The following is a 24,602-nucleotide window of genomic DNA, read 5'->3' as shown; positions in this document are numbered from 1 at the left end:
CCACTTACACAGACAACTTGACAAGCTCACACGAGAGGAACTGCGCCTGGCCATCGTGTCGTGAGATCGAGGGCAAGTACCACCGGAAACGCCGTCAACGCCGACTCGGGAAACTCACCCCCATCGAGTTCGAACTCATCATGAACCCAGCCGCTACACTGGCGGCATAAACCCGGAGGTCAACCAAACCTTCAGCAGTCCCTACAAGTACGGGAAGAAGGCATACCAGTACGGAAAGAAGACGTACAACGCCGCAAAGAACGCGAACTACGCTCGCAAGGCGCAAGTAGCCAAGAACATGAAACGCTTGAATACAAATGGGCGCGCTAGAGTTACAGTCACCACACGACGAGGCAAGACCCACTACGACCTGACAGGCAGGTCTCATGGCTCTGTGAGAACTCCGCATCAATACACGCATAAGTATGGCAAGTGTCAATCCGAAGACTGGGGAGCGCTTTATGGGAGCGAGGACTGAGCACCGTTCCACATCTTGGGCAGGTCTGGCACGGGTGCGCTGGCACCTCAGGAAGCGATAGAAGAGTGATTGTTGAACAGAGCGCAAATGGGGAGCTGCACTGGAAAACCGATGACTATGAGCACGAACTTCAGATATCCCCGTCCCGAATCCTAGACCTTAAGGCTGACTTCGGTTTACGAGGCGTCGTGATTGACGATCAGAAGGTCTCGCTTGAGCTTCTGTCCGAGACCGATCTCGTCTGCCTCCAGTGGGGCGGCATCAGCAACCTCCGGCTAAAGCAAACAGGCCCCGCGATTGCGGCAGCGGACGGGATGAGTGGGCTGATGGGCATTCGATTGGTTGGCTCTGATCGCCGAAGGCTTGATTTTGAGATTTGGGCTGACTGGTTCGAGATGTCGTTGGCGTGCGACAGATTCTGGTGGGACCATCGAGTCACCACGTGAACCGTGAATCGGCCTGAGGTTCTCTTGTACCGCGTCAAGTAGTTGGCAGGATTTCCTTGGTTTTGAATGTCGGGGTGGTGGGGTCGGCCAGGCCCAGGTGCACCTCCGTGGGCCGGTTCCATGAGATGGCCTCGTGGGGCCTTAGCTCGTTGTACTCGATCCTGTAGTCCTCGGCCCGCTCGGCGAGCACGAGCGCGTCGTCGATCTCATCCAGGTAGAGCCGTTCGTACTTCAGCGTGCAGAAGCCGCGCTCACGGGACCCGTTCTGTCCCGGGGTCTTCACTCGGGTGCGAACGTGGTGTAGCTCGGGGTGGGCGGCGATGAAGGACTCGAAGCGGAAGGACCGGAACGGCCCGCCGTTGTCCGTCACGATGGTCACCACGGGCAACAGCTCACCGGTCTCGGGATCGATCGGGCAGGCCTCGACCAGCGGGTGACCGAACATGGCCTCGTAGTCGGCCAGGGCCAACTCGATCGCGTCGATCGCATCGTGCTGGTTCCCGGTGGGCGAAACGTGGAAGGGGTGCTCGTACTTGGACCAGTAGTCCCGGCACCCGGCCAGCCGCCAGGTCCCTCCGGTGGTGGTCTCGAACTCGCTGAAGTCCAGCTGCCAGACTTGGTTCGGGCCTGAGGGCTCGGTGGCGAACGCGGCCTTGCGCCGCTCGGCCAGCTTCCGTCGCTCCCGTTGGTACTGCGCGGGCAGAATCAGCCCCTCGTCGCGCAGGATTCGCAGCACGGTCGCCTCGGAAACCACATGCCCGTCATGGCGGACCATCGCCCAGATCTTCCGATGCCCCCACGCCGGATGGGCCAGCGCGTGCTTGACCACCAGGTCCCTGGCGGCCTGCCGTGCCGGTTGCGGCCACGGTCCCTTCACCGCCGTCCCGGTGCGGGCCTTGGCCTGCCAGCGGCGCCAGGCCCGCTCGGGCATGTCGAAAAGCTGGCAGAACCTCGCGGTCGACATGCCCGCTTCCACGCGGATCACCTCGAGGTCCTCGAAGGGCCCAGCCGGCCCTCCGCGGACTTCTTCCACACCCTGGCCTCCAGGTGTGCCTCGCCCAAGGCCTGGGTCAGCTCGGCGACCTCGGCCTCCAGCTGTTCCTCTCGGGAGGATGGTCCGGACCTGCCGGCCACCAGGGCGGTCCTGCCAGCTTCCAGGAACTCGGCCTTCCACCGTCCGATGGACTGCTCACTGACTTTCTCCTTGCGTGCCGCTTCGGCGATGGACATCTCGCCGGCCAGCACGCTCAACACGATCCGGGTCTTCTTCTCCGCCGGAATCGAGGGTGGTCTACCCATGTCTGACTCTCCTTCAGGACCTACATAACGGCCTGCCACTAAGTCTGACGCGCGACATCCCCCCGAAGATGGTCAATGCTCAACGAATCGCTGCGCTGGCTCAGCATAACCGGTTCGATTGGCACGGGTCTAAACTCGGGGGACATGTCGTCTGCCAACCTCAGCCAGCAGGAAACCGCCCACCGCGCCGCGCATGTTGACGTGCACGCCTACCGTGTCGACGTCGACGTGCGCGGCGCCGTCGATCCCGACGGAGCGCAGTTCCCCGTTGTCGCCGCCCTCGAGCTCACCTCCCAGGAGCCGACGACGTGGCTGGACTTCATCGGTGAGGTCGACCGCGTCCTGATCGACGGCGAGGAGCGGCCCGTCAACCACGACGGGGCCCGTCTGCACCTCCGGGACCTGCCGGTGGGGCGGCACTGCGAGGTCGTCGTCGAGGCGCGGGGCCGCTACTCGCGCACGGGGGAGGGTCTGCACCGTTTCGTCGACCCTGTCGACGGCGAGACCTATCTCTACACCCAGTACGAGCCCGCCGACGCGCGCCGCGTGTTCCCCAACATGGAACAGCCGGACATCCGGGCCCCGTTCACCTTCTCCCTGACCGGGCCGGAGGCCTGGTGGCTGGGCTCCAACCAGCCCGAGGCGTCCAGGGAGACCGTGGCCGACGGCGTGGTGCGCGTCGAGTTCGAGCCCACCCAGACACTCTCGACCTACATCACCTGCCTCTGCGCCGGCCCGTATCGCCGCGTCACGGATGCTTGGCAGGGCCTCGAGCTGGGGTTGCTGTGCCGGAAGTCGATGGTGCAGTACCTCGACTCTGAGGAGCTGTTCCGCGTGACGAAGGCGGGCCTCGACTGGTTCACCGGGAACTTCGGAGACTACCCGTGGGGCTCCAAGTACGACCAGATCTTCGTGCCGGAGTACAACCTCGGGGCCATGGAGAACCCCGGCCTGGTCACGTTCACCGAGCAGTACCTGTTCCGCTCCAACCCCACCCCGGCGCAGCTGCAGGGCCGCGCCAACACCGTGCTGCATGAGATGAGCCACATGTGGTTCGGGGATCTCGTCGTGCCCCGCTGGTGGGGCGACCTGTGGCTGAAGGAGTCCTTCGCCGAGTTCATGGGCAGCCACGTCTCCGTCGAGGCCGCTGGCTTCGAGGAGGGCTGGGTCAACTTCGCCACCAACCGCAAGGTCGGCGCCTACCTGGCAGATTCGATGCCGACGACGCACCCGATCGTCGCCGACATCCCGGACCTGGAGGCCGCCAAGACCAACTTCGACCGCATCACCTACTCCAAGGGCGCCTCCGCGCTCACGCAACTGGTGCACTATGTGGGACTGCCCGCCTTCCTGGCGGGCTCGCGCCGCTACTTCGCCGCCCATCCGTTCTCCTCGGCGACGTTGGCGGATTTCATCGCGGCGCTCGACGCCGAGACCGAGCGCGACCTCAGCCACTGGATCGAGTCGTGGCTCCAGACCGCCGGCCACGACACGCTGCGCGCCACCGTCCTCGCCAACCCGGAGGACGCCACCATCCGCGAACTGGTTATCCACCGCGACTTCCTCGGCGCGGGCGATCCTGGAGCCAACCGCCCGCACGCCACCACCGTCGGCCTCTACGCCCTCAACGGGCATGAGCTGCAGTTGCAGGCGCGCCACGACCTCGTGCTGACCGACGGCGAGACCACCGTCGCGTCCGCCATCGGCCAGCCGCCGCCCGACGTGGTGCTGATCAACGACCTCGACCAGAGCTTCGCCCGCATCGCGCTGGACGACGCCTCGCGCGGCGTCCTGCTGCGCCACGTCGGCACCATGGAGCCCCTTGCGCGCGCCGTGGCGTGGACGGCGCTGTGGGGCGAGGTGCGCGCCGGCGACCTCCCGCCCGGCAGCTTCGCCGACGCCGTGCTCGCCGCCGACGAGCAGCAGACCGGCGTGCTCGCCTCGCTGCTCGAGCGGGCCTTCACCGCGGTGTCGCGCTACAGCTTGGACCCGGCGGTCGCCGAGGCGTGGCGCGACGGCGTCCGCGCCGCCGCAGTGGCCGCCGAGCCGGGATCCGCGGGCCAGCTCCTCTGGACGCGCGCCTACCTTCGGGCGGCCGCCCTCGCCCCGCAGGATGTGCGGTGGGTACTCGACGGCGAACTGAGCGGCCTCGACCTCTCGGCGGATCTGCGCTGGGCGGCCTGGCAGAGCCTCGCGGCCCAGGGCGATGCCACCGACGCGGAACTCGACGAGGCACTCGCGGCCGACGACACCGCCGCCGGCCGCACCGCCCGCCTGCGGGCATGGGCCTCGAGGCCTGAGCAGGGCGTCAAGGATGAGGCCTGGCGCCGGGCCCACACCGTCGACGGCGAGAGCAACGACGCCGTCGACGCGCTGCTGGCAGGGTTCAACGCGCCCGGCCAGGCCGGGCTGCGGGCCCCGTACGCTGAGCGCTACTTCGAGGATCTCGAACAGGTCTGGCGCACGCATCCCATCGAGATCGCCATGCGCCTCGTGCGCGGCGGCTTCCCCGAGGGCGGGCAGGAGACGGGTCACGCCTGGCTCGCCGCCCACCCGGATGCCCCGGGCACCCTGGTGCGCCTGGTCCGCGAGGCGATCCACGAGGAGGAGATCGCCACGGCGGTGCGGGAGGCGCAGCAACGCGGCCTCGCCCCCGGCCTGCCCTCCGTCGGCGTGTAGCCACACAGGGAGAACCCCAGGCATCCACGTGGTCTCCACCCGAAAGGGCGGGATGATCCAGCCGCGCGCGTTCCGGAGGCGCACGGTAGATTGAACCCCGTGGTAGACACCGTTGAGCATGCCGTCCAGACGCCGGATGTCGAGCAGCCCTACGCGGCGCTCGGGGTCAAGGACGATGAATACCAGATGATCCGAGACATCCTGGGCCGCCGCCCCACCGCGGCGGAGTTGGCGATGTACTCCGTGATGTGGTCGGAGCACTGCTCCTACAAGTCCTCCAAGGTGCACCTGAAGAAGTTCGGCACCCTGTCGCAGGAGACCCCGCGCGGCCCGCTGCTGGCCGGCATCGGCGAGAACGCCGGCGTCGTCGACATCGGCCAGGGCTACGCCGTCACCTTCAAGGCCGAGTCCCACAACCACCCGTCCTTCGTGGAGCCCTACCAGGGCGCCGCCACCGGCGTCGGCGGCATCGTCCGCGACATCCTCGCCATGGGCGCCCGCCCCATCGGCGTGATGGACTCGCTGCGCTTCGGCCCGCTCGACGAGCCGGACACCCGCCGCGTGCTGCCCGGCGTCGTCTCCGGCGTGGGCGGCTACGGCAACTGCCTGGGCCTGCCCAACATCGGCGGCGAGGTGCAGTTCGACAAGACCTACCTCGGCAACCCTCTGGTCAACGCGCTGTGCGTCGGCGTGCTGCGCCACGACGACCTGCACCTGGCCCACGCCTCCGGCGTCGGCAACCAGGTCATCCTGTTCGGCGCGGCCACCGGCGGTGACGGCATCGGCGGAGCCTCCATCCTCGCGTCGGAGACCTTCGACGAGGACGGCCCCGCCAAGCGCCCCAGCGTGCAGGTGGGCGACCCGTTCATGGAGAAGCTGCTCATCGAATGCACCCTGGAGCTGTTCCAGGCCGGCATCATCAACGGCATCCAGGATTTCGGCGCCGCCGGCATCTCCTGCGCCACCTCGGAGCTGGCCTCGGCCGGCGACGGCGGCATGTTCGTCAACCTCAACCTGGTGCCGCTGCGCGACCCCAACCTCGCCCCGGAGGAGATCCTCATGAGCGAGTCCCAGGAGCGCATGATGGCCGTGGTGGAGCCGGGCAACGTCGAGCGGTTCATGGAGATCTGCCGCAAGTGGGACGTGCAGGCCACCGTCGTGGGTGAGGTCATCGAGGGGGACCGGCTCATCATCGAATGGGACGGCCAGAGGATCGTCGACGTGGACCCGAAGACCGTCGCGCACGACGGCCCCGTCTACCACCGCCCCTACCACCGCCCCGAATGGCTCGACGACGTGCAGGCCGATGCCGCAGAAGACCTCCCGCGCGACAACTCGGCCGAGGGGCTGCGCACCGCGCTGCTGAAGGTGCTGAGCCACGGCAACGTCGCAGACAAGACGTGGGTCACGCAGCAGTACGACCGCTACGTGCGCGGCAACACCGTGCTCGCGCAGCCGGAGAACTCCGGCATGCTGCGCATCGACGAGGAGACCGGGCTGGGCATTGCGCTGTCGCTGGACGCCAACTCGCGCTTCACCTACCTCAACCCCTACCTCGGGGCGCAGCAGTCGCTGGCGGAGGCCTACCGCAACGTGGCCGTCACGGGTGCGGAGCCGGTGGCCATCACAGACTGCCTCAACTTCGGCTCGCCGGAGGATCCGGAGGTCATGTGGACGTTCACCGAGGCCATCCTGGGCCTGGTCGACGCCTGCCGCGACCTCGGCATCCCCGTCACCGGCGGCAACGTGTCGCTGTACAACCAGACGGCCGAGGTGCCCATCCTGCCAACGCCCACCATCGGCGTGCTCGGCGTGATCGACGACGTCGCCACCCGCATCCCCGCAGCCTTCGCGTACGCGGGCGACGCCGTCGTGCTGCTCGGCGAGACCGCCGAGGAACTCTCCGGCTCCATCTGGGAGGCCGTGGTGCACGACGGCCACCTTGGCGGCATGCCGCCCAAGGTCAAGCTGCAGGCCGAGATGGCACTGGCCAAGGTGATGGGCGAGGCCGCTCGGCGCGGGCTGCTGTCGTCGGCTCACGATCTGAGCGAGGGCGGCCTGGCCGTCGCGCTGGCGGAATCCGCGTTCAAGGGAGGGCTCGGGTTCGCGGTGACGCTGCCCGACGGCGACCCCACCGTCGAACTGTTCGCTGAGTCCGCGGCGCGGGCGCTGGTGTCGCTGCCGGGAGGATCGATGGGCGAGTTCGAGGCGCTGTGCGCGGAACACGGCGTGCCGTTCCACCGTCTCGGCGAGGTGACCGAGGGCGGCGAGTTGGAGTTCGTCGGGCGGTTCGCAGTGAGCGCGGACGAAGCGAAGCGCACCTGGCTGGGGCCTATTCCGGACGCAATGAACTGACGCTGCCCCGCGGCCACCCGTGGCTGGGTCTGGCGAGGGGTCTACCGGCAGATCGGCGTGGTGCTGCAGTGGCTGGGAGCGCTCTCGGTGGTGCTGGCTTTGGTGGTGGTGCTGCGGCTACCCGCCCGGCTGCTGTATCAGTGACCTGAGTTCGGCGGCGAACTCCCAGGCATCCTCCAGATCCGCCATGCTCGCACCGGGTCGCTTGTCCGAGCCGTACTCGGTGGCGTTGCGCACGAGCCGCAGCCACTCAAAACCGTCGGTGTCGAAGCCGGGGACGAGTTTGGCGGCGGCCTGCCCCGTCGCGGCATGGGACCCCGCGGACTTGGCGCGGAACCCGTGCTCCAGCAGCAGGGCGGTGAGGTGCTTGCGGATGGAGTCGTAGGCCAGCGAGAACGCACCTGCCACATCGGTGTGCCCGATCATCCGCGAACTGGCCAGGTGGGCGTCGGCCTGTTCGCGCAGCGCCGCGACCTGCTGCGGGTCACGCGCCACCGTCTCGATGCGGCGCTCCTTGATCAGTTCAGCCAGGTCGTTGCGCACCATGGGCCCACCTTAACCCCCAAACTCCACGCCAAGCTCCACCAAGGCCCCGTCGCGCACGGTCTTCGCGAAACCCGTCGTCGGGTTGTCCCACTCGTCGCGGGGGAGCACGGTGAGGTTCACCTCCCGGCGCAGCACCTCCGCAGCCTCTGCCTGGACGCGGCCGGCGGCGCGACGGGAGACCTCGCCGATCACCAGCACATCGACGTCCTCCGGGAAAGGGCCGGGCTCGCCGAGCCTGCGGGCGGCCCAGGAACCGTAGAGGTAGGCCCGCTCCAGCCCCTTGAGTCCCTTCAGCATCGCGGGGAGCACGGCGGGCGGGCCGTAGGTGAGCGTGAGCAGTTCGGTCAGCGACGGCGTCAGCGGATGGTCCTGGTTGGCGCGTACCAGCCTGGCGCGCCCGATGCGTCGCTCCCTGATCAGCTCCGCCTCCGCCAGCCGCTCGACCTCCGTGTGCACCGTGCTGAGCCCCGCGTCGAGCATCCCCGCCAGATCGGTGAGCGTGTACTCCTGCCCGGGGTGGAGGAAGAGGGAGGCCAGGAGGTCGCCCTGGAGGTCGGTGCGCAGGAGGGGGGCGATCGCAGGGGGCCGTAGTTTCATGTAAACAGAATACCCCTTCGGTTTTCAGGGAGGAAGCCCCCATCTAGATTTGAGGTCGCGGACCACACCGAATCTAGAGGGGCTGAGTAGGGTGGGGGCATGAGCCTGCAAGAGCGTGTCACCGAAGTACTGCCGTCCGTCCTGAGCGACCTGAAGAGCCTCATCGCGATCCCGTCGGTGTCCTCCCAGCCGGAGCACGACGACGACGTGCTCGCCGCCGCCGAAGCCGTCGCGCACCTGTTGCGTGAGGTGGGCTGCCCCGACGTGCAGTTCCTCGAGGCCGGCGGCAAGCCCGCCGTCTACGGTCACTTCCCGGCACCCGAGGGCCAGCCCACCGTGCTGCTGTACGCGCACTACGACGTGCAGCCCATTGGCGACGCGGACGCCTGGACCACCCCCGCCTTCACCGCCTCGGAGCGCGACGGCCGCCTGTACGCCCGCGGCTCCGCCGACGACAAGGCGGGCATCGGCCTCCACCTCGCCGCCCTGCGGGCGTTCGACGGCAAGCCCCCGGTGGGCGTGAAGGTCTTCATCGAGGGTGAGGAGGAGATCGGCTCCCCGTCGATGAAGGATCTGCTCGACAAGTTCCCCACGGAGCTCGCCGCAGACGTCTTCGTCATTGCGGATTCCATGAACTGGACGGTGGGCCAACCCGCGCTCACCACCACGCTGCGCGGCCTGATCGACGCGGTGGTCACCGTCTCCACGCTCGAATCCGGGGTGCACTCCGGCCAGTGGGGCGGCCTGGCTCCTGATGCGCTCACCGCGCTGTGCCGGGTGCTCGCCACGCTGCACGACGAGAAGGGCAACGTGGCGATCGAGGGCCTGGCCTCGGATCCCGAGCCCGCCATCGACTACGAGGACGACGCCCAGCTGCGCGCCGAGGCGGGCATCCTGGACGGCGTCGAGTGGATCGGTGAGGGCAAGGCGTCGGCCCGCATGTGGACCAAGCCGGCCTGCTCCGTGCTCGCCATCGACGCCACCCCTGTCAAGGACGCCTCCAACACGCTCATCCCGTCGGCCCGGGCGAAGGTCAGCGTCCGCCTGGCCCCCGGCGACGACCCGGTCACCGCGGAGAAGGCGCTGCGCGCCCACCTTGAGAAGAACACCCCGTGGGGCGCGAAGATCGACATCAAGTCGGAGCGTGGGGGAGCGGGCAGCCGCACCAGCCTCGACGACGAGCGCGCCCGGTCCGCCGTCGCCGCCATCCGCGACGCGTTCGGCACCGAGCCCGTGGAGATGGGCATCGGCGGCTCCATCCCGATCGTGGGCGAGTTCGCCGGCCGCAACGACGGTGCGCTGGTGCTGGTCACAGCGGTGGTCGACCCGACGTCGCGGATGCACGGCATCGACGAGTCGCTCGACCTGGGCGACTTCGCCAAGGCCGCGCTCGCCGAGACCCTGCTCCTCCAGAACCTCAGCGTCGCTCCCTGAGCGTCGCGGTCCTCGCAAGCTCGGACGCGACACGCTCAGGTAGCAGCGATCTTTGCGAGTTCCTCGTCCATCTGAGCGCGGTTCATGGAGCCGGCCCGGATGGACTTGACCTCGCCGTCGGCCCCGATGAAAAAGTGCATGGGCACGCCGCGCACCTGGTACTGCGCCGAGAGTTGGGTGGTGGGGTCGACGATGTGCGTGTACTCCAACCCCAGCTTCTCGGCGTACGGTGCCACGTCGCGGGCGGTCTCGCCCAGGTAGACGGCCAGCACCTCGACGTCGTCGTGCGCCTCGTAGGCCGCCTGCACATCCGGGTTCTCGGCCCGGCAGGAGGCGCACCAGGTGGCGTTGAACATCAGCCACACGGGCTTGCCCTCGTATTCGGAGAGCTTGAGTGCGGCCTCGTCGACGGTGAGGCCGGAGAAGTCCGTGGCGGCTTCGCCCACCTTGGGGGCGGGGCCGAGGTCGGCCGAGAGGGTCACCTCGCTCATCGCCCCGTCGGCTGCGCCGATCTGGCTGCGCACGAACCATACGCCGGCCAGGATCAGCGCCGTCGTGAGGACGAGCACGAGCACGGACACGAGGCGGTTGTCCGGCAGGGATCGGGGCTCAGCCATAGGAGTGCAGCCCGCCGAAGAAGTGGTTGCCGAAGTAGGCGAACAGCACGGTGGCGAACCCGATGATCAGCAGCCAGGCTGCCTTCTTGCCGCGCCAGTCGCGCACCACGCGGGCGTGGAGGTAGCCGCCGTAGGTCAGCCAGGTCACGAACGCCGCGGTCTCCTTGGGGTCCCAGCCCCAGTAGCGGCCCCACGCTGTGTCGGCCCAGATGGCGCCCAACACGATCATGATGGTCAGCAGCGGGAACGTGAGGGCGGCGGCGCGGTAGCCGATGTCGTCGAACGTGTCCTGGCTGGGGAACCGCTTCGACGTGATCCTGGGCCGCACCAGCCACAGGACGGCGGCGGCGAAGGACACGCAGGCGGTGCCGTAGGCCAGCACCGCGAACCCGACGTGCAGGGTCAGCATCACGGAGTTCTGCAGCGCGGGCACCAGGGGGTTGACCGTGGCATCGAGGTTCATGGCGTAGAGCATCATGCCGATGGTCACCGGCAGAACGGCCAGGGACAGGGCGCGCAGCTTGTAGAGCCACTCGAAGACGACGTAGGCCAGCAGGATGCCCCACGCGAAGGCGACGGCGAACTCGTGCTGGTTGGAGAACGGGCCGTGGCCGGTGATCGACATGCGGATGCCGATGTAGGCGGTCAGCAGCAGCAGCGACATGATGGTGAATGCCGTGCCGTACCAGCCCAGGTTGTGCGCGCGCTTCTCGTGGATGCCTGGCACGGGCTGGGCGCCGTAATCGGCGTAGTCGTCGCGGGGGCTGGCCTCGACGACGGGGGCGCCGTCGGTGCCCACCAGTTGCGGCTCCCGGGCCTCGGCCCTGTCGAGTGCGCGCTTCTTGGAGGTGACGGCGCCGATGTTGATCAACAGCGCGACGCCGGCGACGATCAGCGCCCCGATCAGACAGTATTCAGCGATGTCCATCATGGCTGCGGTGCCTTTCCGGTGGTGATTTCAGCTGTGAGGCGCGCGAACTCGCGCTCGTAGAGGGTGTCGACCTTCTCCGAGGAACCCAGCCGCACGCGGCTGCCGGCACCGTCGGGGGTGATGCGTACCCACACGCGGCGGTGGCGCAGGATGAAGGTCATGAACATGCCGAACACCATCAGCGCCGAACCCGTGTAGACCCAGGCCGTGCCCGGATCCGAGCGCACGGTGATGCCGGTGAACTGGATCTCGCGCTCGAAGGTGAACTCGATGCCGGCCGCCTCTGCGGCGGTGCCCTGCGGGGCGGGCAGCACCGCGAGGGGCTGGTTGGAGCCCTCGGGGTAGACCTCGAAGACGGCCTCACCGGCGGGGATGGTGGAGCCGGAGCGCCCGGACGCGGCGGTCACGACGATGACCTCGAGGTTCTTCTCGGGGAGCTCGAATCGGCCCAGTGAGTTGCTGCCGTCGCGGCTGGTCCACTGCAGCGGCACGCCGCCGGCATACAACTCGGTGCCGCCCTCGGTGACGCGCACCATGGTGGCGATGCCGAAGCTGGCCTGGTGGAACTTCACGCCGTCGTGGCGCAGCGGTTGGTTGACGCGCACCTCTTCCTGCTCGGCCACCTGCTCGCCGTCCTTGTACAGCACCAGGTGGGAGACGTAGTCGATGGGGCGGCCGTCCTCGTTGTAGGCGTCCTGGAAGGACACTGCCTCCACCTCGTAGCCGGTGTCATGGCCGACGGCGGCCTTGGTGCCGACGGGGATGTTGAGGTGGGTGTCGAGCCCCCAGAAGGCGCTCACCACGAAGCCCATGAGGATGATCACGAAGCTGGCGTGCGCCAGCGCGGTGCCAAAGGGCCCCCAGCGGTAGCGGTCCGCGTAGAGGTTGATGCCGGGGCCGCGCTCGTCGTCGAGGACCCGGAAGTGGTGGCCCTTCAGCGCGCGGCGGGCCACGGCCTCGACGCGCTCGGGCGCCACCGGCAGGGTCTCGTCGGCGCAGTAGCGGGCGTGGATGAAGAAGCCGTCGGTGACGTGCAGTTGCGGCTTGGTGGCGCGCTTCCAGAGGAGCGGGAGGCGGTGCGTGGTGCAGGCGATGATCGACAGCGTCAGCAGCGCCACCACCAGCAGGAACGGGACGGACTTGTAGAGGTTGAAGAAGCCCAGGAAGTTCAGCACGTCCGTCCAGCCGCCGAAGCGGGGGCGGATCGAGTCGAGCCACTGCTGCGCCGAATCCGGGTCCTGCAACACGCCGGGCGGGGCCTGCGCGATCATCGTGCCCAGCAGCGTCAGCACCGCCATCGCGAGGATCAGCGCCAAGCCGACGAACTTGTTGTGGAAGAACCGGTAGATCTTGCGGAACAGGTCCTTGGCCGGCGCGGCGTAGTGATCGTCGTCAACCTCGATGTGCGGATCTGGCTGCGGCTTCTCGAGAGTCTGGCTCATGGATCATTCCTGAGGCATGTGGTTGCGGATGATGTCGGCCTGCGGGAAATCGGGCTCGATCTCGAGGACCTTCTGCCAGGCCTCGCGGGCCTTCGCGTTGTCCGCAGGCTCCTTCGACATGTAGAGGAAGCCCAGGTTGTAGAGGGCCTCCACCCGCTCCGGGTCCTCCTCGGCGGCCGCCACCCACTGCTCCTCGGCGGCATCGAGGTCTCCGCTCTGCAGCAGCAGGACGCCCAGCTCGAGCCGCGCGTCGACGTTCGACGGGTCCGCCTCCACCTGCGCGGTGAGTTCGGCCATGCGCGCCACATCCACCTGTTGCTGGGCGGGCTCGCCCATCTGGGTCTGCCCGTGCGGGGCCGCGGCCTCGGGCTGCTCCGGGGGTTTGCCGACGTACCACACGCCGAAGATGATCGCGAAGATCGCCGCCGCCATGATGACGGGCTTGAGCCAACGGTCAGTCACGCGTTGAAAACGAGACGGCTTCGCCTCCACTTCGGGGTGCGTGAGCTTGCGCTTCTGTTCCTCGGCCCACGGACGGATCTCCTCCGGGGCCGTCTCGAGGAACGTCAGGATGTCATCGGTTTTCACCGGAGATCATTTCTTCGTACTGGAGGGTGGTGTCGCTGGGGGCCAGGTCTGCGGCCGGCACGCCGGTGAGCACCTTCTGGCCCTTGCGGGACGCGTCCAGGGAGTCGCCCAGGATGCGGTGGATGTAGGCCGGGGCGTGGAAGCCGTTGGAGTTCTCGGAGTAGACGTAGTCGAGGTAGAAGCTGGCCTTCTTCTGGAACTCCTGGGCCTCGGCGATGCGGGCCTCGTCCACGCCGTCGGCCTGGGCGGCCTGGATGTCGGCGATGAGGTCCACCAGGGCGTCGAACGCCTGGTTGCGCGAGTGGATGTAGCGGTCCTGGATGGTCTCGACCCTGTCGGTCATCTCCTCGGCCGATTCGTTGTGGCAGGTGCCACAGGAGGCGTTCGCGTCGAACAGCGGGCTCTGGAGGTGGTGGTCGGAGACCTTCTGGGCGCCGTTGCGCACGTACGGCATGTGGCAATCGGCACAGCTGACGCCGGCGGCGGCGTGGATGCCGTTGCTCCAGATGTCGAACTCGGGGTGCTGGGCCTTCAGCATCTCGGCACCGGTGTCCTCGTGCACCCAGTCGACGTGGCCGTCCTCGGCGTAGTACTCCCAGATGTCGTCGATGTCGATGCCCTTGGCCCAGGGGAAGACCAGTTCCTTGGTCTCGCCCTCGAAGTAGTACTCGACGTGGCACTGGGCGCAGGTGTAGCTGCGCATCTCCTGTGCGGTGGCGTCCTTGTTGACGTCGTAGTTCTCGATGCCCTCGGAGGCCTTCAGCGCAGCGATGCCGCGCTCGAACGCCGGGCGGGTGATGCGCAGCGCCATGGTGTCGGGATCGTGGCAGTCGAGGCAGCTGACGGGGTGCTCCACCATCTGGGAGACCTCGGAGTAGGGCATCAGGTTCATCGCGGCGAAGCCGGCGTCGCGGTCGCCGTCGCCGAGCTCGTCCATGAGGTCGACGGTGGAGGCGTGGCAGTTGAGGCAGGTGCCGGGCTGGTCGAAGTCGAGCACGCGCACGGTGTAGCGCTGGTCCTCCAGCATGTAGGCGTGGCCACGTGCGTGGCTGTAGCCCTTGGCGAACGGGTAGCCGTTCCACATGGTCACCAGGCGGGGGTCCTCTTCGAGGCGGCTGGACGACACCGTCGTGCGGGGATCGCGCTCAGTGGCCTCCTGCTCGACGGGGTGGCTGCCGCCCCACTTCGTCGGGCCCATCTCCTCGGTCTTGAGGTAGCTCTCGTACTGGATGGGGAAGTTCTGGCCCCAGATCTCGGGATCCACCGTGGTCTCGTCGAGTTCGACCACCTTGGTGAACGGCTGCCGGGCCTCCGTCTGGCGCTCCATGATCGTGATCAGCAGCGCGGTGAGCCCGAAGGTGACCAGGGCCACGGCCACGATGCCGATGACCCATTTGCTCGAGTCCGCCCAGAAGTTCCGCTTCCTGGGTTCGTTCGCACTGGTGCTCATGATTGATCCCTACTTGTGTCCGACATCCGAGTGGCATTGGGTGCAGGTGACCTGTTGTCTCTCAGGCCTTGTCATGTGGATCTCATCCACGTAATCCGCGTGGCAGTACAGGCACGCGTTGTTGGTGACCTTCAGGTTGGATTCGCGGATCTCGATGTTCTCCGGGTACCACCCGGTGGTGAACTTCAGCGCGTGCCAGAACCCGTTCTCGCCCTTGACCAGCCACTTGTGCACCACGTTGTCGTGCGGGGCGTGGCAGTCGTTGCAGCCCGCCACGGCCTTGTGGCTGCTGGCGTTCCAGCCGTCCCACTGGCTCTCCATGGCGTGGCAGTTGATGCAGGTGGCCGGGTCGTTGCTCAGGTAGGAGGCGCCCTTGGCGTAGCCGAACGTGAACACGCCCACGCCGAAGAGTGAGCCCACCACGAAGATGGCCAGGGCGCGCAGGACGTTGGCCGGGGTCCACCAGTTGTTGAGATTGAACCGGGCCACTCTGCTCGCCTCCTCCACGAAAAGTTTGGATTAACCGGGACTCTACTACGTTGAGTAGTGGTCGTGTGCGGGGGGTGACAAATCTCTGCTGTCCCTATCCTTTGGGGTATGGGAATACCTGCTGACGAGGCTGCCCGATCGGTTCTGGCCGTCTTCGGTCGCCGCCTGTTGGCCGGAAGGCTGGGCGAGATCGCGCGCCCGGGCCGGGACCGCAGTGAGTGGCACTACTGGTGGCAGGCGCACCTCGTGGACTGCCTCATCGACGCGGAGCTGCGCGGGTCTGCCGCGGTGCGCCGAGGGTCGGCGCGGGCGGTGATCCGGGGCATCTGGCTGCGGAACCGTTTGAGGTTCCGCAACCTCTACTTCGACGACATGGCCTGGCTCGCGCTTGCCGCGCTGCGGGCCGGGCGCCCGGCCCGAGGGTTGGACGTCGCCCTGGGCTCGGCGGTCACGCCCGACGGCGGGGTCTGGTGGAACACCACCCGCGACTTCCGCAACACCGCGGCCACCGGCCCCGTCGCGCTGTACCTGGCCCGCACCGGGCGCCGCACGGAGGCCGGCCTGCTGCTGGACTGGTTGGGCGCCCACCTGGCAGATCCGGACACCGGGCTGTTCCGCGACGGGCTCAGGATGGAGGGCGGCACCGAGGTGCTGGTGCCGCACGTGTTCACCTACAACCAGGGCCCCGCGCTGGGCGCCATGCTCGAACTCGGCCGCCTGCACGACGCCGCCGCGCTGGTGCACGCCGTCGGCGAGCATCTCACCCACCCCGGCACCGCCGTCCTCCGCACGCACGGCAGCGGCGACGGCGGGCTGTTCACCGGGATCCTGTGCCGCTACCTGGCCCTGGCCGCCGGCGATGACCGGCTGCCTGTGGAGACGCGGGAGCCGGCCGCCGGCCTGGTGCGGGCGACGGCGGGGAACCTGTGGGCCAACCGGGAGGAGCGCGGTTGGCGGGGCCGCGGCGTCGTCGTATTCCCGCAGGACACCGCCCCCGAGGGTGCGGGGGTGGGGGAACGGGTGGAGCTCTCCACGCAGTTGCAGGCCTGGATGGCGCTGGAAGCTGAGCTCGCCTGCTCCGCGGGATAGCCAAGTCGGGTAGCGTGACGACGTCGCTATATCCAAGGAGGCGCCGTGGTCAGGGTTGAGCGCGATTCGCTGGGCGAGCGGGAGATCCCCGACGACGCCTACTGGGGCATCAACACCGCCCGCGCGGTGGAGAACTTCTACATCAGCCGCCGCCAGATCAACGTGTATCCGGATCTGATCGTGGCGTTCGCGCAGGTCAAGCAGGCCGCGGCCCGGGCCAACCGGGAGATCGGGGTGCTCGAGGAAGACCTCGCAGATCTCATCGACAGGGCCGCGCAGGACATCATCGACGGTAAGCTGCACGAGCAGTTCATCGTCGGCGTGATCCAGGGCGGGGCCGGCACGTCGACCAACATGAACGTCAACGAGGTGATCGCCAACCGCGCCCTCGAGTTGGCGGGCCGCCCCTTCGGGGATTACGAGTACATCTCGCCCAACGACCATGTGAACCGGTCGCAGTCCACCAACGACACCTACCCCTCAGCGGTCAAGCTGAGCCTCATCTACGCCCTGCGTCGGCTGACGCAGGAGATGCGGCTGCTGCGCAATTCGTTCGCCACGAAGGGGCGCGAGTTCAAGGACGTGCTGAAGGTGGGCCGCACGCAGTTGCAGGACGCGGTGCCCATGACCGTGGGGCAGGAGTTCCGCGGTTTCTCCACCACCCTGGGGGAGGACATCGAGCGCATCGAGAGCGCCTGGCCGCTGCTGGCGGAGATGAACCTGGGCGCCACCGCCATCGGCACCGGCATCACCGCCCCCGAGGGGTATGCCAAGGCGGTGATCACCCACCTGCGCGAGATCACCGGGCAGGAGGATCTGCACAACGGGCCTGACCTGATCGAGGCGACGTCAGACACCGGGGTGCTCATCTCCGCCTCGTCTGTGATGAAGCGCGCCGCGATGAAGCTGAGCAAGATCTGCAGCGACCTGCGGCTGCTCAGCTCCGGCCCGCAGGCCGGCCTGGGCGAGATCATCCTGCCCCCGGTGCAGGCGGGTAGCTCGATCATGCCCGGCAAGGTCAACCCGGTGATCCCGGAGGCGGTCAACCAGGTGGCGTTCATCATCGCGGGCTCCGACGTGACCGTGTCGTTCGCCGCGGAGGCCGGGCAGTTGCAGCTCAACGCCTTCGAGCCGGTCATCGCGCACATCCTGTTGCAGAACTCCACCTGGCTGCGCCGCGCCGTGCGCACGCTGCGGATCAACTGCGTCGACGGCATCCAGGTCAACCGCGAGAACCTGGAGCGTCAGGTGTCCACGTCCGTGGGTGTGGTCACGGCACTCATGCCGCAGTTGGGCTACCTGCCGGCGGCGAAGATCGCCAAGGAGGCCCTCCGCAGCGGCCGCTCGATCCGCGATCTCGTCCTCGAGGACGGCAGGCTCACCGAGGCGGAGATCGACAAGGCCCTGGACCCGACGGATCTGTCCGGCGGCATCTTCGACACCGGCGCCATGCCGGCCATGACGCCCGAGTTGATCGCCCAGATGGAGAAGCAACTCGACGCCGCGGACGTCCGCGACCAGGTCTGAGAATCGGTCCCTGAGCCAGCCGCCCGCGGCTGGTCGAAGGGCCCCGCAGCTGACCTATGACCTCGGCCCAGGGGTTGGGTAGCTGACTTCAGCTGACCCCTCTAGGCTGTCCGGCATGATCACCGGTGACCTCAAGAGCAGGATCGACCGCGTCTGGGACGCGTTCTGGTCCGGCGGTATCTCCAACCCGATCGAGGTCATCGAGCAGATCACCTACCTGCTGTTCGCGCGCCGTCTCGACGACCTGCAGACCCTCGCCGAACGACGCGCGGCCCTCACTCAGCAGCCCATCGTGAATGAGGTGTTCCCGGAGGGGTACCAGCACCTCCGCTGGAGCGAGTTGAAGAACGCTGACGCCGACGTGATGTACGCGAGGGTCGCCAATGAGCTGTTCCCGTTCCTGCGGAATCTGGGTGCAGACGGCTCCACGTACTCGGAGCACATGAAGGACGCCCGCTTCACCATTCCCACGCCCGCGCTTCTTTCCAGGGTGGTGGACATGCTCAGCGACATCAACCTCGCTGACCGCGACACCAACGGCGACCTCTACGAGTACCTCCTCTCCAAGATCGCCAGCGCCGGCGTCAACGGCCAGTTCCGCACCCCTCGACACATCATCACGTTGATGGTGGACATGACGGCCCCCACCCCCACCGACGAGATCTGTGACCCCGCCTGCGGCACCGCAGGGTTCCTGGTGCAGGCGGCCGAGTACCTGCGGGAGACGCACCCGGGCATCCTCACCGATGCCACGCAGCGCCAGCACTTCCACAACTCGATGTTCCACGGCTACGACTTCGATTCCACCATGCTGCGCATCGGCAGCATGAACATGCTGATGCACGGTGTGGAGGCCCCGGACATCCGCTACCGCGATTCGCTCTCCGAGGGCGCCAGCGCCGGGGACAAGGACAAGTTCTCGTTGATCCTCGCCAACCCGCCGTTTGCCGGGTCGCTCGATTACGAGTCCACCGCCAAGAGCCTGCAGCAGGTGGTCAAGACCAAGAAGACCGAGCTGCTGTTCCTCGCGCTGTTCCTCAAGCTGCTCAAGCTTGGCGGCCGGGCCGCGGTGATCGTGCCCGACGGGGTGCTGTTCGGCTCCACCAGGGCGCACAAGGATCTGCGCCGCATCATCGTGGAGGACCAGCGACTCGACGCGGTGGTGAAGCTCCCCGGCGGCGTCTTCCGCCCCTACGCCGGCGTCTCGACAGCCATCCTGTTCTTCACCAAGACCGACAGCGGCGGCACCGAAGACGTCTGGTTCTACGACGTGCGCGCAGACGGATTCTCCCTCGACGACAAACGCAACCCGGTGACCGCCAACGACCTGCCCGACGTACTCGAACGCTGGGGCAAACGCCACACCACCGAGCGCGAGCGGGCCCGCACCGAGCAGTCGTTCCTGGTGCCCAAGGCCGACATCGTTGCCCAGGGCTACGACCTCAGCATCAACCGCTACAAGGAACTCGTCTTCGAGGAGGAGGAACACCGCCCGCCGCTCGAGATCATCGCGGACATCGAGAAGCTTGAGGCCGAGATCGCCGACGGCCTCGCCGAACTGAAGGCGATGCTCTCGTGAAGATGGTTCCGCTGGGCGAAATCGCCGATGTCGTGTCCGGGGCAACACCCAAGACGGGAGTAGCAGCGTACTGGGGTGGAAACCTGCATTGGGTGACTCCGGCCGAGCTGGGTTCCCTGCGCGGCAATCTCATTGGTACCACGCAACGCACGTTGACTCCAGAAGGTTTGGCGAGTTGCGCGGCACAGATCCTCCCTGCCGGGTCAGTGTTGCTCAGCTCGAGAGCTCCGATTGGCTATGTGGCGATCAACACCGTGCCGATGGCGACTAACCAGGGCTTCAAAAGCTTGGTTCCTGGGCCTGACTTGGATGCGCTTTATCTTCTGTACTGGCTGAAATCCCAGACGCAGCAGCTTCAGGGCCTCGGTAATGGGGCTACGTTCAAGGAACTGTCGAAGCGAACCGTCGAGTCTCTCCAGGTGCCGTTGCCTGACCTAGAGGAGCAGCGGAGGATCGCGGCGATCCTCGACAAGGCCGACGCCCTGCGCACCAAGCGCCGCCAGACCCTCGCCCACCTCGACTCCCTCACCCAGTCGATCTTCCACGACATGTTTGGCCACCCCTCAGAGTGGTGGGCAAGATGGCCTAAAGGAACCATCCGGGACATGGTGGAGTCCACACAGTATGGGACGTCAGCGAAGGCAGGTGCGACTGGGGCTTGGCCCGTGTTGCGCATGGGAAACATCACAGACTCCGGGCATATCGATGCCTCTGACCTCAAGTACTTGGATCTCCCTGATGCCGAGGTGAACAAGTACACAGTTCGGCGAGGCGACCTCCTCTTCAATCGGACCAACAGCCTGGACAAGGTCGGCAAGGCAGCGGTCTTTCGTCTGGAGCAGCCGATGGCTTTCGCTGGATACCTGGTCAGGATCCGCACGAAGGACGGGCATCGGCCGGAGGTTATCTCTGCCTATCTCGGTAGCGATCATGGCCGGGCGATGCGCAGGAGAATGGCAAAGGCTGCAGTCAATCAGGCAAACATCAATGCCCAAGAACTCCTGGCCATGCCGATTGCGATTTTCCCGCAGCCTTTGCAGAGCCAGTTCGTGGCGAGGGTAGAGGGATTGGGGCGGGCATCGCAGCGTCTCCTAGCTGATCCGCTGGACTCACTCTTCTCCTCGCTCCAGTCCAGGGCCTTCAGGGGAGAGCTCTGAACGGAGCTACGTTTCAAGGAGTGGCCGGGGGCGGGGGATCGGGTGTTAGCGCACCCCGCCCGAGCTCTGACGGCGTTCACGTCCCCCGGCCGGGGCGACGCACAGCGGCCCACCCGCCCGCGGTCGCTCCGGCAACGGGGCCGCGCAGGTTTCGGCCAGTCCCCAGGGCGAGCTATTTGGTGAAGGAGATCGGGAGCGCCCCGGGCAGGGCTTGGTCGGGCATTGACACGACGACACCCGCGCTGGCGTAAGCGGAGCGGGCGCGTCGTCGTGGCACGGGCGGGGCCGGGGCGCTCCCGATCTCCGGCAACAATCTCCAACAGCCATGATGAGCAGCTTCTCGAAGAATGTCGGACGTGCCCGGCCATCCGCACGGCCACTGGCCGGATCGGTGGAAAGCCTGCCGCATCTCCTTGTTTCAGGCTACCAACCCACGGGCGTGGAGGTGAGGCATGTGGAAGCTCACGGCCGTCACGGGCCCGCCTGCCGCGGGGGAGTTCGGCGGGCCTGATGCGCCGCTACGCCGCTACGGCAGGGAAGGGATCAGTAAGCTGATCGCATGACGGCGGCGGCACCATGAGCAACTTCGCGTTCCTGCGTGCCGCCATCCCCACCGTCCACCTCGACTTCTCGAAGGCCGAGGCGTATCTCGCGTTGGATCCGCGCACGGCAGTGTTCTATGCGCGGCGGGCCATCGAGGGGCTCGTCACCTACCTCTATGACGTCCTGGAGCTACCGGACCCATACGCCACGAACCTCGCGGCGTTGATGGATGCGCCAGCGTTCAAGCGCGCCGTGGGGGAGGAGATCGGCGACAAGCTCACCCGCATCCGCATCTCGGGCAACGACGCGGCGCACCCCGGTGGGAAGCCGGTGCGCCCCGAACTTGCCCGCGCCATCCTCGTCGAGCTCCACCACGTGGCCATCTGGGCCGCTTTCCGGCATTCGCCCCGCCCCGACGTTGCGCCCACCGGCGCAGCGTTCGACGCCGATATCGCCGAGAAGAGGGCACCTCTCACGAGGGGCGAGTTCACCGCCCTGCAGCGCCAACTGGAGGAACGCGACGCCACCATCCGCGGCCACGAGGCCGAGATCGCCGACCTCAAGAAGCAGATCGCCGAGGCGCAGGCCGCCAACGTCAAGATCGATGACCGCGACTACTCGGAGGTGGAGACCCGCGTCTTCATCGACGCGGACCTCAACGCCGCAGGGTGGCCGCTGACCGATGCGCGAGACCGCGAGTACCCCGTCACCGGAATGCCGAACGCCCAGGGCAAGGGCTTCGTCGACTACGTCCTCTGGGGGGCAGACGGCAGGCCGCTGGCCGTGGTGGAGGCCAAACGCACCGCGAAGAGCGCGGAGGTGGGGCGGGAACAGGCAAGGCTGTACGCCGATCGGCTCGAGGCCCAGTTCGGTCGCCGGCCCGTCATCTTCTACTCCAACGGTTACACCCACGTCATCTGGGACGACGCGGGCGGCTACCCACCGCGCCCGATTCAAGGGTTCTACACCTGCGACGAACTGGAACTGCTCATCCAGCGACGCTCCACGCGGCTGGCGCTGGCCAACGCCCCCGTCAACTCCCAGGTGGCCGGGCGGCCGTATCAGGTGCGCGCCATCCGGTCCATCGGCACGTCCCTGGACGGCAAGGAGCGCCGGGCGCTGCTGGTCATGGCCACCGGCTCCGGTAAGACCCGCACCATCGTCGCGCTGGTCGACCAGTTGATGAAGGCCAACTGGGTCAAGCGGGTGCTGTTCCTGGCGGACCGCACCGCGCTGGTGAAGCAGGCGGCCCGCGCCTTCACCGAACACCTGCCCAGCGTCGCCACCGTCAACCTGGTGGAGAGCAAGGACGCCGAAGGCCGCGTCTACGTGGCCACCTATCCCACCATGCGCAACCTCATCGAGGCCGGCGGCAGGTTCGGCCCCGGCTACTTCGACCTGGTGATCATCGACGAGGCCCACCGCTCCGTCTACGCCAAGTACGGCGCCATCTTCGAATGGTTCGACTCGCTGCTGGTGGGGCTCACCGCCACGCCGAAGGACGAGGTGGACTTCAACACCTACCGCCTCTTCCACCTGGAGGACGGCGTGCCGACGGACGCCTACGGGCTGGACGAGGCCGTCGCCGACGGCTACCTGGTGCCCCCGAAGGGGGTGAGCGTGGGCACCAAGTTCCTGCGCCAGGGCATCAGGTACGACGATCTCAGCGAGGACGAGAAGGACCAGTGGGACGCCCTCGACTGGGGTACCGATGACCCACCCGAGGAGGTGGGCGCCGCGGAACTCAACCAGTTCCTCTTCAACGCCGACACCGTCGACAGGGTGCTCGGCACCCTGATGCGCGACGGCTACAAGGTGGCCGGGGGCGACCAACTCGGCAAGACCATCATCTTCGCCAAGAACCAGGCACACGCAGACTTCATCGTGTCCCGCTTCGACCTCCAGTACCCCGAGTACGCCGGCCACTTCGCCCGCACCATCACCCACGGCACGCCCTACGCCCAGCACCTCATCGACTCCTTCTCGGATCCGGCGAAGGCTCCCCATATCGCCGTGAGCGTGGACATGCTCGACACCGGCATCGACGTGCCAGAAGTGGTCAACCTGGTGTTCTTCACGGCCGTGCGCTCCAAGACGAAGTTCTGGCAGATGATCGGCCGGGGCACCCGGCTCGCACCGGACCTGTACGGGCCCGGCCGGGACAAGGAGGACTTCCTCGTCTTCGACTTCTGCGGCAACCTGGAGTTCTTTGAGCAGGACCTGCCCACGAGCGAGGGGTCCCTGGAGAAGTCGCTGACCCAGCGGGTGTTCGAGAACCGGCTCCACCTCGTGCACCTGCTCGACAAGCAGGGTGCCGAGGCCGGCCTGCGCCACGACGCGGCCAACGCGCTGCGTGACTTCGTGTGTGGCATGAACCCGCACAACGTGCTGGTGCGGCCCCACCGCGAGGCGGTCACGCGTTGTGCGGAGGAGGACGCCTGGCAGGCCATGTCGGCGGAGGCCACAGCACAGGCGATGGCGCTGGCCGGCCTGCCCAGCGCTGTCAAGGACGGCGACGAGGACGCCAAGCGCTTCGACCTGCTCATTCTCCGCGGCCAGCTCGCCCAGTTGGAGGGGGACGTGGGCACCGTCGAACGGGTCCGGGAGACCGCTCAACACCTCGCAGCGGCGCTCTTGACCAGAACCACCATCCCGTCCGTCGGGGCACAGGCGGTGCTGCTGGAGGCGGTGGCCGGAGATGAGTGGTGGACCGACGTCACGCTCCCCATGCTCGAAGACCTGAGGCGCACGGTGCGTGACCTGGTGCGCTTCGTCGAACGCACGGCGCGCGCCACGGTCTACACAGATTTCGTCGACGAGACGGTGGAGGCCACCGAGGTGCACCTCGCGAGGGTCACACCGGGCACGAACATGGCGCGCTTCAAGGCGAAGGCCGAAGCGTTCCTCCGGAAGCACACCGATCACGTCGCCCTGCAGCGCCTGCGCCGCAATCGCCCGCTGACGGCAGCGGATCTTGAGTCCTTGGAGGACATGCTGCTCAGCAGCGGAACGGGCACGCCGGCGGATCTGATGTGGGCCCGCGAAAGCTCGGGTGGGCTCGGCCTGTTCGCCCGGACCCTCGTCGGCCTCGACAGGCAGGCAGCCAACGAGGCCTTCGCCGATTATCTCGACGGCTCGCGTTTCACCGCGGATCAGGTGCGGTTCATCGGCCTGATCATCGACGAACTCACGTCAAACGGGGTGATGGACTCCGGGCGGCTGTTCGAATCGCCGTTCACGGACCATGCCCCGACGGGCCCGGATTTCCTGTTCCCCGAGGCGGAGGTCATGGGCATCGTCGACATCCTCAGAAGCATACGCGAGACCGCGGAGCCCCCAGTGGTCGCCTGACTCTG

The 24,602-nt window shown here is 67.4% G+C and carries 19 protein-coding genes and 1 pseudogene; 10 read left to right on the top strand and 10 right to left on the bottom strand.

Features of this window, described 5'->3' with window-relative positions; genetic code table 11:
• Window positions 1–28: 28 nt before the first annotated feature.
• Both BN1186_RS16435 and BN1186_RS02375 read left to right on the top strand, forming a co-directional pair.
• Window positions 29–170, top strand: a pseudogene (locus BN1186_RS16435) (IS3 family transposase); the annotation flags it as partial.
• A gap of 373 nt (window positions 171–543) precedes the next feature.
• The gene (locus BN1186_RS02375; RefSeq protein ID WP_040282203.1) at window positions 544–924 is read left to right on the top strand and encodes a hypothetical protein; all 381 of its coding nucleotides are present in this window, start codon (window positions 544–546) and stop codon (window positions 922–924) included.
• Window positions 925–958: 34 nt separating this feature from the next.
• Here BN1186_RS02375 and BN1186_RS02370 read toward each other — a convergent pair whose 3' ends face one another.
• Both BN1186_RS02370 and BN1186_RS02365 read right to left on the bottom strand, forming a co-directional pair.
• On the bottom strand, window positions 959–1,888 hold the full coding sequence (locus BN1186_RS02370; RefSeq protein WP_218975380.1) for an IS3 family transposase: 930 nt from the start codon (window positions 1,886–1,888) through the stop codon (window positions 959–961).
• A 17-nt stretch (window positions 1,889–1,905) separates the two neighbouring features.
• Window positions 1,906–2,223, bottom strand: coding sequence for a helix-turn-helix domain-containing protein (locus tag BN1186_RS02365; RefSeq protein WP_074436889.1), 318 nt, complete (start codon window positions 2,221–2,223; stop codon window positions 1,906–1,908).
• Between the two features lie 144 nt (window positions 2,224–2,367).
• On the opposite strand from BN1186_RS02365, the gene pepN reads away from it, so the two are divergent.
• Window positions 2,368–4,902, top strand: coding sequence for an aminopeptidase N (gene pepN, locus BN1186_RS02360; protein WP_040282200.1), 2,535 nt, complete (start codon window positions 2,368–2,370; stop codon window positions 4,900–4,902).
• A 99-nt stretch (window positions 4,903–5,001) separates the two neighbouring features.
• Window positions 5,002–7,257 (top strand): phosphoribosylformylglycinamidine synthase subunit PurL, encoded by a 2,256-nt coding sequence (purL, locus tag BN1186_RS02355; protein ID WP_040282198.1) that lies wholly within the window; start codon window positions 5,002–5,004, stop codon window positions 7,255–7,257.
• A gap of 117 nt (window positions 7,258–7,374) precedes the next feature.
• On the opposite strand, the gene BN1186_RS02350 is transcribed toward purL, so the two are convergent.
• A complete protein-coding gene (locus BN1186_RS02350) occupies window positions 7,375–7,803 on the bottom strand; it encodes a hypothetical protein (protein WP_052459673.1) in 429 nt (142 codons plus the stop codon).
• Window positions 7,804–7,812: 9 nt separating this feature from the next.
• Window positions 7,813–8,400, bottom strand: a complete 588-nt coding sequence (locus tag BN1186_RS02345) for a hypothetical protein (protein WP_040282196.1) — start codon at window positions 8,398–8,400, stop codon at window positions 7,813–7,815.
• A gap of 99 nt (window positions 8,401–8,499) precedes the next feature.
• On the opposite strand from BN1186_RS02345, the gene BN1186_RS02340 reads away from it, so the two are divergent.
• On the top strand, window positions 8,500–9,834 hold the full coding sequence (locus BN1186_RS02340) for a dipeptidase (protein ID WP_040282195.1): 1,335 nt from the start codon (window positions 8,500–8,502) through the stop codon (window positions 9,832–9,834).
• A 35-nt stretch (window positions 9,835–9,869) separates the two neighbouring features.
• On the opposite strand, the gene BN1186_RS02335 is transcribed toward BN1186_RS02340, so the two are convergent.
• Genes BN1186_RS02335 through nrfH form a run of 6 tightly spaced genes read right to left on the bottom strand, consistent with a single transcriptional unit; the run spans window position 9,870 to window position 15,351 of the window.
• Window positions 9,870–10,451 carry a TlpA family protein disulfide reductase gene (locus BN1186_RS02335; RefSeq protein ID WP_052459672.1) on the bottom strand — a complete coding sequence of 194 codons (582 nt, stop codon included), beginning with the start codon at window positions 10,449–10,451 and terminating at the stop codon, window positions 9,870–9,872.
• Window positions 10,444–11,382 carry a c-type cytochrome biogenesis protein CcsB gene (gene ccsB / locus BN1186_RS02330; RefSeq protein WP_040282193.1) on the bottom strand — a complete coding sequence of 313 codons (939 nt, stop codon included), beginning with the start codon at window positions 11,380–11,382 and terminating at the stop codon, window positions 10,444–10,446. Before ccsB ends, BN1186_RS02335 begins: the two co-directional genes overlap by 8 nt.
• Window positions 11,379–12,824 carry a cytochrome c biogenesis ResB family protein gene (locus BN1186_RS02325; RefSeq protein WP_040282191.1) on the bottom strand — a complete coding sequence of 482 codons (1,446 nt, stop codon included), beginning with the start codon at window positions 12,822–12,824 and terminating at the stop codon, window positions 11,379–11,381. Before BN1186_RS02325 ends, ccsB begins: the two co-directional genes overlap by 4 nt.
• A 3-nt stretch (window positions 12,825–12,827) precedes the next feature.
• Window positions 12,828–13,412: a tetratricopeptide repeat protein gene (locus BN1186_RS02320; protein WP_052459671.1), complete on the bottom strand. Its 585-nt coding sequence runs from the start codon at window positions 13,410–13,412 to the stop codon at window positions 12,828–12,830.
• Window positions 13,399–14,862, bottom strand: coding sequence for an ammonia-forming cytochrome c nitrite reductase subunit c552 (locus tag BN1186_RS02315; protein ID WP_040282189.1), 1,464 nt, complete (start codon window positions 14,860–14,862; stop codon window positions 13,399–13,401). Before BN1186_RS02315 ends, BN1186_RS02320 begins: the two co-directional genes overlap by 14 nt.
• Before the next feature lie 9 nt (window positions 14,863–14,871).
• Window positions 14,872–15,351, bottom strand: a complete 480-nt coding sequence (gene nrfH / locus BN1186_RS02310) for a cytochrome c nitrite reductase small subunit (RefSeq protein WP_040282188.1) — start codon at window positions 15,349–15,351, stop codon at window positions 14,872–14,874.
• A 108-nt stretch (window positions 15,352–15,459) separates the two neighbouring features.
• Between nrfH and BN1186_RS02305 the strand changes: the two genes are divergently transcribed.
• From BN1186_RS02305 to BN1186_RS02285, 5 genes are all read left to right on the top strand, one after another.
• Complete coding sequence (locus tag BN1186_RS02305; protein ID WP_040282186.1) at window positions 15,460–16,440, top strand: glycoside hydrolase family 76 protein; 981 nt, start codon at window positions 15,460–15,462, stop codon at window positions 16,438–16,440.
• A 45-nt stretch (window positions 16,441–16,485) separates the two neighbouring features.
• Entirely contained in the window at window positions 16,486–17,967 is a 1,482-nt protein-coding gene (locus BN1186_RS02300) for an aspartate ammonia-lyase (protein WP_218975379.1), read from the top strand.
• A 115-nt stretch (window positions 17,968–18,082) separates the two neighbouring features.
• On the top strand, window positions 18,083–19,546 hold the full coding sequence (locus tag BN1186_RS02295; RefSeq protein WP_040282182.1) for a type I restriction-modification system subunit M: 1,464 nt from the start codon (window positions 18,083–18,085) through the stop codon (window positions 19,544–19,546).
• Between the two features lie 2 nt (window positions 19,547–19,548).
• Entirely contained in the window at window positions 19,549–20,703 is a 1,155-nt protein-coding gene (locus tag BN1186_RS02290; RefSeq protein WP_074436904.1) for a restriction endonuclease subunit S, read from the top strand.
• A 576-nt stretch (window positions 20,704–21,279) separates the two neighbouring features.
• A complete protein-coding gene (locus BN1186_RS02285) occupies window positions 21,280–24,597 on the top strand; it encodes a DEAD/DEAH box helicase family protein (protein WP_040282181.1) in 3,318 nt (1,105 codons plus the stop codon).
• Window positions 24,598–24,602: the final 5 nt, after the last annotated feature.

This window comes from Tessaracoccus massiliensis (assembly GCF_000826065.2).
GTDB lineage: Bacteria > Actinomycetota > Actinomycetes > Propionibacteriales > Propionibacteriaceae > Arachnia > Arachnia massiliensis_A.
The sequence above is the reverse complement of the archived record's forward strand: the minus strand, read 5'-3'. Positions and strand labels throughout refer to the sequence as shown.